Raw genomic sequence first — 11,303 nt, forward strand, 5'->3', positions numbered from 1 at the left:
GCCACTGTCGTTCTCAAAATCGGTGGAGCTGCATGACAAGGTCATCGGGCATTATCTGAACATAAAACACTATCAGTAAGTTGGAGTCATTACCAACTCGTGCCATATCGTTATAATCCCTTTGATATTAGATGCAAATTAAGGTCATATATAGCCTTATCGATAACATGGTTAATTTTAAGGATAAGAATATGCCTGCTGTAATAGATAAAGCCCTGGATTTCATTGGTGCCATGGATGTATCAGCGCCAACACCAAGTTCGATGAATGAAAGCACGGCGAAGGGAATCTTTAAATATTTAAAAGAACTGGGAGTACCCGCGAGTGCCGCTGATATTACGGCGCGAGCTGACCAGGAAGGCTGGAACCCTGGGTTCACGGAAAAAATGGTTGGATGGGCAAAAAAAATGGAGACAGGTGAACGCTCTGTGATTAAAAATCCTGAATACTTTTCAACATATATGCAGGAAGAACTAAAAGCACTGGTCTGAGTTAAATTTATATCAGCATAAATGGGTCAGGACGCTTTTAATCACATATAAAAAGCGTCCTTTTTCTCACAATCAAATGATCATCGGCTTCTATAACGAAATCGATACGGATTAGTGTGTTACTCGTCTTCATCCTCAAAACGCGCCACGATTAGCTCGCCGGAGTGGTTGGCACGCAGCTCTTCTGCCACCAGCGCGATTGCCTGGCCGCTACTCATCCCTTGTGCCATCAGTTCCTGGATCCGCTCGACAGCTTTTTGCTGCTGTTCATGGGTGAGTGAAGGTAAACCTGCAAACATTGTTAACTCCTGCTAAATTGTTGGCGCTAATTATTTCATGCTACCCGGCACATAGCCAGTAGAGTCAGGACTGATGAAGACGTTATCTCCCGCTGTGATTACTTTACCCTGGCGTCAGGACGCCGCTGAATTTTATTTCTCCCGCTTAAGCCACCTGCCGTGGGCGATGCTTTTACACTCCGGCTATGCCGATCATCCGTATAGCCGCTTTGATATTGTGGTCGCCGATCCGATTTGCACTTTAACCACTTTAGGTAAAGAAACCGTTGTTAGTGAAAGCGAAAAACGCACAACGACCACTGATGACCCGCTACAGGTGCTCCAGCAGGTGCTGGATCGCGCAGACATTCGCCCAACGCATAACGAAGATTTGCCATTTCAGGGCGGCGCACTGGGGTTGTTTGGCTACGATCTGGGCCGCCGTTTTGAGTCACTGCCAGAAATTGCGGAACAAGATATCGTTCTGCCGGATATGGCAGTGGGTATCTACGATTGGGCGCTCATTGTCGACCACCAGCGTCATACAGTTTCTTTGCTGAGTCATAATGATGTCAATGCCCGTCGGGCCTGGCTGGAAAGCCAGCAATTCTCGCCGCAGGAAGATTTCACGCTCACTTCCGACTGGCAATCCAATATGACCCACGAGCAGTACGGCGAAAAATTTCGCCAGGTACAGGAATATCTGCACAGCGGTGATTGCTATCAGGTGAATCTCGCCCAGCGTTTTCATGCGACCTATTCTGGCGATGAATGGCAGGCATTCCTTCAGCTTAATCAGGCCAACCGCGCGCCATTTAGCGCTTTTTTACGTCTTGAACAGGGTGCAATTTTAAGCCTTTCGCCAGAGCGGTTTATTCTTTGTGATAATAGTGAAATCCAGACCCGCCCGATTAAAGGCACGCTACCACGCCTGCCCGATCCTCAGGAAGATAGCAAACAAGCAGAAAAACTGGCGAACTCAGCGAAAGATCGTGCCGAAAATCTGATGATTGTCGATTTAATGCGTAATGATATCGGTCGTGTTGCCGTAGCCGGTTCGGTAAAAGTACCAGAGCTCTTCGTGGTGGAACCCTTCCCTGCCGTGCATCATCTGGTCAGCACTATAACGGCGCGACTACCAGAACAGTTACACGCCAGCGATCTGCTGCGCGCAGCTTTTCCTGGTGGCTCAATAACCGGGGCTCCGAAAGTACGGGCTATGGAAATTATCGACGAACTGGAACCGCAGCGACGTAATGCCTGGTGCGGCAGCATTGGCTATTTGAGCTTTTGCGGCAACATGGATACCAGCATTACTATCCGCACGCTGACTGCCATTAACGGACAAATATACTGCTCTGCGGGCGGTGGAATTGTCGCCGATAGCCAGGAAGAAGCGGAATATCAGGAAACTTTTGATAAAGTTAATAAGATATTACGCCAACTGGAGAAGTAAAACGTGGAATACCGTAGCCTGACGCTTGATGATTTTTTATCTCGCTTTCAACTTTTGCGCCCGCAAATTAACCGGGAAACCCTAAATCATCGTCAGGCTGCCGTGTTAATCCCCATCGTCCGTCGACCACAACCGGGGTTGTTGCTGACTCAGCGTTCAATTCATCTGCGTAAACACGCTGGACAAGTGGCATTCCCTGGAGGTGCAGTCGATGACACGGACGCATCAGTTATCGCCGCCGCGCTGCGCGAAGCTGAAGAAGAGGTCGCTATACCGCCTTCCGCCGTTGAAGTTATCGGCGTGCTGCCGCCCGTCGATAGCGTAACTGGCTATCAGGTAACCCCAGTGGTCGGCATTATCCCGCCCGATCTGCCGTATCGCGCCAGTGAAGATGAAGTCTCGGCGGTGTTTGAAATGCCGCTCGCCCAGGCATTACATCTGGGTCGTTATCACCCTTTAGATATCTACCGCCGTGGCGATTCACATCGGGTATGGCTGTCCTGGTACGAACAGTATTTTGTATGGGGAATGACCGCAGGCATAATTCGTGAGCTGGCGCTGCAAATTGGTGTGAACCCCTGACTATACTTATCTTTACATCTACAAAACACTACTTGAGACAATCATCGCAATATTAGTTAAATCGCGGTTTTTGATTAGTTTAATTCATGTGAATAGTTAAGCCAGTCGCCGCGTTCCCTCTTACACTATGCGCTGTTATTAGTTCGTTACTGGAAGTCCAGTCACCTTGTCAGGAGTATTATCGTGATTAGTCTATTCGACATGTTTAAGGTGGGGATTGGTCCCTCATCTTCCCATACCGTAGGGCCTATGAAGGCGGGTAAACAGTTCGTCGATAATCTGGTCGAAAAAGGCTTACTGGATAGCGTTACTCGCGTTGCCGTGGACGTTTATGGTTCACTGTCGCTGACGGGTAAAGGCCACCACACCGATATCGCCATTATTATGGGTCTTGCAGGTAACGAACCTGCCACCGTGGATATCGACAGTATTCCCGGTTTTATTCGCGACGTAAAAGAGCGCGAACGTCTGCTGCTGGCACAGGGACGGCATGAAGTGGATTTCCCGCGCGACAACGGGATGCGTTTTCATAACGGCAACCTGCCGCTGCATGAAAACGGTATGCAAATCCACGCCTATAACGGCGATGAAGTCGTCTACAGCAAAACTTATTATTCCATCGGCGGCGGTTTTATCGTCGATGAAGAACACTTTGGTCAGGATGCTGCCAACGAAGTGAGCGTGCCGTATCCGTTCAAATCTGCCACCGAACTGCTCGCGTACTGTAATGAAACCGGCTATTCGCTGTCTGGTCTCGCTATGCAGAACGAACTGGCGCTGCACAGCAAGAAAGAGATCGACGAGTATTTCGCGCATGTCTGGCAAACCATGCAGGCATGTATCGATCGCGGGATGAACACCGAAGGTGTACTGCCAGGCCCGCTGCGCGTGCCACGTCGTGCGTCTGCCCTGCGCCGGATGTTAGTTTCCAGCGATAAACTGTCTAACGATCCGATGAATGTCATTGACTGGGTAAACATGTTTGCGCTGGCAGTTAACGAAGAAAACGCCGCCGGTGGTCGTGTGGTAACTGCGCCAACCAACGGTGCCTGCGGTATCGTTCCGGCAGTGCTGGCTTACTATGACCACTTTATTGAATCGGTCAGCCCAGACATCTATACCCGTTACTTTATGGCAGCGGGCGCGATTGGTGCATTGTATAAAATGAACGCCTCTATTTCCGGTGCGGAAGTTGGTTGCCAGGGCGAAGTGGGTGTTGCCTGTTCAATGGCTGCTGCGGGTCTTGCAGAACTGCTGGGCGGTAGCCCGGAACAGGTTTGCGTGGCGGCGGAAATTGGCATGGAACACAACCTTGGTTTAACCTGCGACCCGGTTGCAGGGCAGGTTCAGGTGCCGTGCATTGAGCGTAATGCCATTGCCTCTGTGAAGGCGATTAACGCCGCACGGATGGCTCTGCGCCGCACCAGTGCACCGCGCGTCTCGCTGGATAAGGTCATCGAAACGATGTACGAAACCGGTAAGGACATGAACGCCAAATACCGCGAAACCTCACGCGGTGGTCTGGCAATCAAAGTCCAGTGTGACTAATACTTCTTACTCGCCCATCTGCAACGGATGGGCGAATTTATACCCGCTTTCTCGTCTGCTGTAATATTCCCCACTACACTTCCACTGTTGCGTCAGGCGTTTGTCGCCATACGCTTACAGGGTGGCCCGCATGCAAAAAGCACAGCGGATCATTAAAACCTATCGCCGTAATCGAATGATTGTTTGTACGATTTGCGCACTCGTTACGCTCGCTTCGACCCTGAGCGTGCGATTTATTTCACAGCGTAACTTAAATCAACAACGGGTAGTACAATTCGCCAATCACGCTGTAGAGGAATTAGATAAAGTACTGCTTCCCCTACAGGCAGGTAGCGAAGTCTTGCTTCCGCTGATTGGTCTGCCCTGCTCTGTCGCCCATTTGCCATTACGTAAACAGGCGGCAAAACTCCAAACTGTGCGATCCATTGGCCTGGTGCAAGACGGCACACTTTATTGCTCCAGCATTTTTGGTTATCGCAATGTGCCCGTCGTGGACATTCTGGCTGAACTTCCTGCACCGCAACCACTTTTACGCCTGACGATCGACCGTGCCCTGATTAAAGGCAGTCCGGTTTTGATTCAATGGACGCCTGCAGCAGGCAGTAGCAATGCTGGGGTCATAGAGATGATTAACATCGACTTACTGACGGCAATGCTCCTTGAGCCACAACTGCCGCAAATCAGTAGCGCCAGCCTGACGGTGGACAAACGGCATTTGCTCTATGGTAATGGGCTGGTAGATTCCCTTCCGCAACCTGAAGACAATGAAAACTATCAGGTTTCTTCGCAAAGCTTTCCTTTTACCATTAACGTAAATGGTCCGGGGGCTACGGCGCTGGCATGGCACTATCTTCCAACACAATTACCGCTGGCGGTGCTGCTAAGTTTACTGGTGGGCTATATCGCCTGGCTGGCGACCGCTTACCGGATGAGCTTTTCCCGCGAAATTAATCTGGGCCTGGCGCAACATGAGTTCGAATTGTTCTGTCAGCCTTTGCTTAATGCGCGCAGCCAGCAATGTATTGGTGTAGAGATTTTGCTGCGCTGGAATAATCCGCGTCAGGGCTGGATTTCACCGGATGTGTTTATTCCTATCGCGGAAGAACATCATTTAATTGTGCCACTGACCCGCTATGTGATGGCAGAAACCATTCGTCAGCGCCATGTTTTCCCGATGAGTAGTCAGTTTCATGTTGGCATTAACGTCGCACCCAGCCATTTTCGCCGTGGTGTGCTGATAAAAGATCTCAATCAGTACTGGTTTAGCGCTCACCCGATTCAGCAACTGATCCTCGAAATCACCGAACGCGATGCCTTACTGGATGTTGATTATCGGATTGCCCGCGAGCTGCATCGTAAAAACGTCAAACTGGCGATTGATGACTTCGGCACCGGCAACAGCTCGTTTTCCTGGCTTGAAACATTACGTCCTGACGTGCTGAAAATTGATAAGTCATTTACCGCAGCTATAGGTTCTGACGCGGTTAACTCGACGGTGACCGATATCATCATCGCGCTGGGGCAAAGACTGAATATTGAACTGGTGGCGGAGGGCGTGGAAACGCAAGAACAGGCGAAGTATTTGCGCCGTCATGGCGTGCATATTTTGCAAGGGTATTTGTACGCACAGCCGATGCCGCTACGTGATTTTCCCAAATGGCTGGCGGGCAGCCAACCGCCGCCCGCCCGGCATAATGGACATATCACGCCCATTATGTCGTTACGTTAACGCTTACTCATCTTCATCGTGCGCCGGTTGCTCTTTAACAATGCGAACCAGATCAACACGATAATCATTGGCTTCAAGGATGGTGATATGCAGTGGCCCTACATCAATCACATCGCCCACACGGGGAATGTGACCATTTGCCGAGATCACGAGGCCCGCGACCGTCGCGATATCATCGTCATCGGCAAGGTGCTCAACATCAAGCGCCTGCTGCAAGGCATGCAAATCTGTACCGCCTTTTACCAGCCAGCCGTTACCATCGGTAATGATTTCCGGCGTTTCGTCAGCGTCCGGGAATTCACCCGCAATGGCTTCCAGCACATCCAGCGGCGTGACCAAGCCTTGTACCACACCAAACTCGTTGGTCACGATAACAAAGCTCCCGCGAGCGCGACGCAGCACGCCCAGCAGGTTGATCGGATCGAGGGTTTCCGGGACGATAATCGCCGGAGACGCCGAAGCAATCGCCGCCACATCAACGCCCTCTTCCAGCGCCACCAGCAGTTCTTTAGCACGTACGATACCGATGATTTCATCCAGTTCACCGCGACATACCGGGAACAGACTGTGCGGTGAAGAGAGCAGTTGCTCGCGGATTTCATCGACCCCGAGATTAGCGTCAACCCAGCTTATTTCACCGCGCGGCGTCATGATCCCGCGCAGAGAACGCGACGCCAGCGTCAGTACGCCGTTAATCATGTACCGTTCTTCTTCGGCAAATGCACCTTCCGGGATCGGCATCGGGTTATCGGCATCGTGCTGAACATTGGCCTGACGTTTCCCGCCCATCAAACGCAGGATGGCATCGGCAGTACGCGCTCGCAGCGGCAAAGTCGACTGGTGACGAATAAAGTTGCGACGCGCAATCTGGTTAAACACTTCGATAATGATCGAGAAGCCAATCGCGGCATACAGGTAACCTTTCGGAATGTGGAAACCGAAACCTTCTGCCACCAGACTCAGACCAATCATTAACAGGAAGCTCAGACAGAGCACCACCACCGTGGGGTGCTGGTTAACGAATCGCGTCAGCGGTTTCGATGCCAGCAACATAACCGCCATCGCAATCACTACCGCCGCCATCATCACCGGCAGATGGTTAACCATCCCTACTGCAGTAATTACCGCATCCAACGAGAAGACGGCGTCAAGGATGACAATCTGTGTGACGACCACCCAGAAACTGGCGTAGCCTTTACCGTGGCCGGAATCATGATCGCAGTTTTCCAGCCGTTCATGCAGTTCGGTTGTTGCTTTGAACAGCAAGAATATCCCCCCGAACAACATAATCAGATCGCGTCCGGAGAAGGAGAAATCCATGACGGTAAATAGCGGTTTGGTCAGCGTGACCATCCATGAAATCAGCGACAGCAGCCCCAGACGCATAATCAGCGCCAGTGATAACCCCAGCAAACGCGCTTTATCGCGTTGTTTTGGCGGCAGTTTGTCAGCAAGAATGGCGATGAAGACCAGGTTATCGATACCCAGCACAATTTCGAGAACAACAAGCGTGAGTAGCCCCGCCCAAATTGAGGGGTCCATTAAGAATTCCATGACAAGCTCCTGCTTAAGGAATAGCTATTCGACGCCAGAAATAATGCAGGCGTAACGACAAAATGCAAACGAAAGGTGCGGCATAGAGTGCCAGAAAGGCAGGCGTTAAAAGGCCTGATGCTGAAATGACGTCGGTGACGATCCATACTGCGGGCTACTGCCCTATACTCCATGGTTGTTAAACGGGAGTTAAACATATCAGAGACGCCTCTGATTTGGCAAAGATTTACCTTCCTTTGCAAACGAATGTGACAAGGATATTTTACCTTTCGAAATTTCTGATAATCGAAAGTTAAATTACGGATCTTCATCACATAAAATAATTTTTTCGATATCTAAAATAAATCGCGAAACGCAGGGGTTTTTGGTTGTAGCCCTTATCTGAATCGATTCGATTGTGGACGACGATTCAAAAATACATCTGGCACGTTGAGGTGTTAACGATAATAAAGGAGGTAGCAAGTGACCATTGCTATTGTTATAGGCACACATGGTTGGGCTGCAGAGCAGTTGCTTAAAACGGCAGAAATGCTGTTAGGCGAGCAGGAAAACGTCGGCTGGATCGATTTCATTCCAGGTGAAAATGCCGAAACGCTGATTGAAAAATACAACGCTCAGTTGGCAAAACTCGACACCACTAAAGGCGTGCTGTTTCTCGTTGATACATGGGGAGGCAGCCCGTTCAATGCTGCCAGCCGCATTGTCGTCGACAAAGAGCATTATGAAGTCATTGCAGGCGTTAACATTCCAATGCTCGTGGAAACGTTAATGGCCCGTGATGATGACCCGAGCTTTGATGAACTGGTTGCGCTGGCAGTAGAAACAGGCCGTGAAGGCGTGAAAGCACTGAAAGCCAAACCGGTTGAAAAAGCCGCGCCAGCACCCGCTGCCGCAGCACCAAAAGCGGCTCCAACTCCGGCAAAACCAATGGGGCCAAACGACTACATGGTTATTGGCCTTGCGCGTATCGACGACCGTCTGATTCACGGTCAGGTCGCCACCCGCTGGACCAAAGAAACCAATGTCTCCCGTATTATTGTTGTTAGTGATGAAGTGGCTGCGGATACCGTTCGTAAGACACTGCTCACCCAGGTTGCACCTCCGGGCGTAACAGCACACGTAGTTGATGTTGCCAAAATGATTCGCGTCTACAACAACCCGAAATATGCTGGCGAACGCGTAATGCTGTTATTTACCAACCCAACAGATGTAGAGCGTCTCGTTGAAGGCGGCGTGAAAATCACCTCTGTTAACGTCGGTGGTATGGCATTCCGTCAGGGTAAAACCCAGGTGAATAACGCGGTTTCGGTTGATGAAAAAGATATCGAGGCGTTCAAAAAACTGAATGCACGCGGTATTGAGCTGGAAGTCCGTAAGGTTTCCACCGATCCGAAACTGAAAATGATGGATCTGATCAGCAAAATCGATAAGTAACGTATTGTGTTGATTATCATTCAGTTTTCACACTTAAGTCTTACGTAAACAGGAGAAGTACAATGGAGATTACCACTCTTCAAATTGTGCTGGTATTTATCGTAGCCTGTATCGCAGGTATGGGATCAATCCTCGATGAATTTCAGTTTCACCGTCCGCTAATCGCGTGTACCCTGGTGGGTATCGTTCTTGGGGATATGAAAACCGGTATTATTATCGGTGGTACGCTGGAAATGATCGCGCTGGGCTGGATGAACATCGGTGCTGCAGTTGCGCCTGACGCCGCTCTGGCTTCTATCATTTCTACCATTCTGGTTATCGCAGGTCATCAGAGCATTGGTGCAGGTATCGCACTGGCAATCCCTCTGGCCGCTGCGGGCCAGGTACTGACCATCATCGTTCGTACTATTACCGTTGCTTTCCAGCACGCTGCGGATAAGGCTGCTGATAACGGCAACCTGACAGCGATTTCCTGGATCCACGTTTCTTCTCTGTTCCTGCAAGCAATGCGTGTGGCTATTCCGGCCGTCATCGTTGCGCTGTCTGTTGGTACCAGCGAAGTACAGAACATGCTGAATGCGATTCCGGAAGTGGTGACCAATGGTCTGAATATCGCCGGGGGCATGATCGTGGTGGTTGGTTATGCGATGGTTATCAACATGATGCGTGCTGGCTACCTGATGCCGTTCTTCTACCTCGGCTTCGTAACCGCAGCATTCACCAACTTTAACCTGGTTGCTCTGGGTGTGATTGGTACTGTTATGGCAGTGCTCTACATCCAACTTAGCCCGAAATACAACCGCGTAGCCGGTGCGCCTGCTCAGGCAGCTGGTAACAACGATCTCGATAACGAACTGGACTAACAGGTGAGCGAAATGGTTGATACAACTCAAACTACCACCGAGAAAAAACTCACTCAAAGTGATATTCGTGGCGTATTCCTGCGTTCTAACCTCTTCCAGGGTTCATGGAACTTCGAACGTATGCAGGCACTGGGTTTCTGCTTCTCTATGGTACCGGCAATTCGTCGCCTCTACCCTGAGAACAACGAAGCTCGTAAACAAGCTATTCGCCGTCACCTGGAGTTCTTTAACACCCAGCCGTTCGTGGCTGCACCGATTCTCGGCGTAACCCTGGCGCTGGAAGAACAGCGTGCTAATGGCGCAGAGATCGATGACGGTGCTATCAACGGTATCAAAGTCGGTTTGATGGGGCCGCTGGCTGGTGTAGGCGACCCGATCTTCTGGGGAACCGTACGTCCGGTATTTGCAGCACTGGGTGCCGGTATCGCGATGAGCGGCAGCCTGTTAGGTCCGCTGCTGTTCTTCATCCTGTTTAACCTGGTGCGTCTGGCAACCCGTTACTACGGCGTAGCTTATGGTTACTCCAAAGGTATCGATATCGTTAAAGATATGGGTGGTGGCTTCCTGCAAAAACTGACGGAAGGGGCGTCTATCCTCGGCCTGTTTGTCATGGGGGCATTGGTTAACAAGTGGACACATGTCAACATCCCGCTGGTGGTTTCGACCATCACCGGGCAGGATGGACAGACCCGTGTCACCACCGTGCAAACTATTCTTGACCAGTTAATGCCAGGCCTTGTACCACTGCTGCTGACATTTGCTTGTATGTGGCTGCTGCGCAAAAAAGTTAACCCGCTGTGGATCATCGTTGGCTTCTTCGTCATCGGTATCGCTGGTTACGCTTGCGGCCTGCTGGGACTGTAAGACTGTTGTACACTACCGGGGCCTTTTGGCCCCGTTTTTTTATCTGGAGGATTAATGACAATCACGGACCTGGTACTGATTCTTTTCATCGCCGCACTCCTGGCCTTCGCGATCTACGATCAGTTCATCATGCCCCGCCGTAACGGCCCCACCCTGCTGGCAATTCCTTTGCTCCGCCGTGGTCGCATCGATAGCGTTATCTTCGTCGGATTGATTGTCATTCTTATCTATAACAACGTCACGAATCATGGCGCGCTAATAACAACATGGTTATTAAGTGCACTGGCTCTGATGGGTTTTTATATATTCTGGATCCGCATTCCGAAGATCATCTTTAAACAAAAAGGTTTTTTCTTCGCCAATGTCTGGATTGAATATAGCCGAATCAAAGCGATGAACTTGTCGGAAGATGGCGTGTTGGTGATGCAATTAGAACAGCGTCGGCTGTTAATCCGCGTTCGAAATATCGACGATCTGGAAAAAATTTATAAGCTTCTCGTATCA

General features: G+C 50.4%; 13 protein-coding genes. 10 read left to right on the top strand and 3 right to left on the bottom strand.

What is annotated here, in order from left to right:
* The coding region (locus ACUU1I_RS16880; RefSeq protein ID WP_449144863.1) for an IS1 family transposase at positions 1–79 on the top strand (79 nt) is incomplete at its 5' end.
* Positions 80–191: 112 nt separating this feature from the next.
* Complete coding sequence (locus tag ACUU1I_RS16885; protein ID WP_001111995.1) at positions 192–491, top strand: DUF1889 family protein; 300 nt, start codon at positions 192–194, stop codon at positions 489–491.
* A 119-nt stretch (positions 492–610) separates the two neighbouring features.
* Here ACUU1I_RS16885 and ACUU1I_RS16890 read toward each other — a convergent pair whose 3' ends face one another.
* On the bottom strand, positions 611–790 hold the full coding sequence (locus tag ACUU1I_RS16890) for a YoaH family protein (protein WP_000457332.1): 180 nt from the start codon (positions 788–790) through the stop codon (positions 611–613).
* 73 nt (positions 791–863) lie between these two features.
* Between ACUU1I_RS16890 and pabB the strand changes: the two genes are divergently transcribed.
* From pabB to ACUU1I_RS16910, 4 genes are all read left to right on the top strand, one after another.
* The gene (pabB, locus tag ACUU1I_RS16895) at positions 864–2,225 is read left to right on the top strand and encodes an aminodeoxychorismate synthase component 1 (RefSeq protein ID WP_000854982.1); all 1,362 of its coding nucleotides are present in this window, start codon (positions 864–866) and stop codon (positions 2,223–2,225) included.
* 3 nt (positions 2,226–2,228) lie between these two features.
* Positions 2,229–2,807 carry a CoA pyrophosphatase gene (locus ACUU1I_RS16900; protein WP_000456726.1) on the top strand — a complete coding sequence of 193 codons (579 nt, stop codon included), beginning with the start codon at positions 2,229–2,231 and terminating at the stop codon, positions 2,805–2,807.
* Positions 2,808–2,990: 183 nt separating this feature from the next.
* On the top strand, positions 2,991–4,355 hold the full coding sequence (sdaA, locus tag ACUU1I_RS16905) for an L-serine ammonia-lyase (RefSeq protein ID WP_000624320.1): 1,365 nt from the start codon (positions 2,991–2,993) through the stop codon (positions 4,353–4,355).
* Between the two features lie 130 nt (positions 4,356–4,485).
* Complete coding sequence (locus ACUU1I_RS16910; RefSeq protein WP_005068718.1) at positions 4,486–6,084, top strand: EAL domain-containing protein; 1,599 nt, start codon at positions 4,486–4,488, stop codon at positions 6,082–6,084.
* Between the two features lie 3 nt (positions 6,085–6,087).
* Here the strand turns inward: ACUU1I_RS16910 and yoaE are convergent, their stop codons facing one another.
* Positions 6,088–7,638 (bottom strand): CNNM family cation transport protein YoaE, encoded by a 1,551-nt coding sequence (gene yoaE / locus ACUU1I_RS16915; RefSeq protein WP_000394968.1) that lies wholly within the window; start codon positions 7,636–7,638, stop codon positions 6,088–6,090.
* The gene (locus ACUU1I_RS16920; protein WP_001327808.1) at positions 7,626–7,784 is read right to left on the bottom strand and encodes a protein YoaL; all 159 of its coding nucleotides are present in this window, start codon (positions 7,782–7,784) and stop codon (positions 7,626–7,628) included. The genes yoaE and ACUU1I_RS16920 overlap by 13 nt, the downstream gene beginning before the upstream one ends.
* Positions 7,785–8,100: 316 nt before the next feature.
* On the opposite strand from ACUU1I_RS16920, the gene manX reads away from it, so the two are divergent.
* The 4 genes from manX to ACUU1I_RS16940 form a co-directional block, all read left to right on the top strand.
* A complete protein-coding gene (gene manX / locus ACUU1I_RS16925; RefSeq protein WP_000150515.1) occupies positions 8,101–9,072 on the top strand; it encodes a PTS mannose transporter subunit IIAB in 972 nt (323 codons plus the stop codon).
* Positions 9,073–9,134: 62 nt separating this feature from the next.
* The gene (gene manY / locus ACUU1I_RS16930) at positions 9,135–9,935 is read left to right on the top strand and encodes a PTS mannose transporter subunit IIC (protein WP_000406926.1); all 801 of its coding nucleotides are present in this window, start codon (positions 9,135–9,137) and stop codon (positions 9,933–9,935) included.
* 12 nt (positions 9,936–9,947) lie between these two features.
* The gene (manZ, locus tag ACUU1I_RS16935) at positions 9,948–10,799 is read left to right on the top strand and encodes a PTS mannose transporter subunit IID (RefSeq protein WP_001331209.1); all 852 of its coding nucleotides are present in this window, start codon (positions 9,948–9,950) and stop codon (positions 10,797–10,799) included.
* Between the two features lie 54 nt (positions 10,800–10,853).
* A partial coding sequence (locus ACUU1I_RS16940; RefSeq protein ID WP_449144862.1) for a DUF986 family protein occupies positions 10,854–11,303 on the top strand: 450 nt, incomplete at its 3' end.

The organism is Shigella sp. SIG3 (assembly GCF_053555855.1).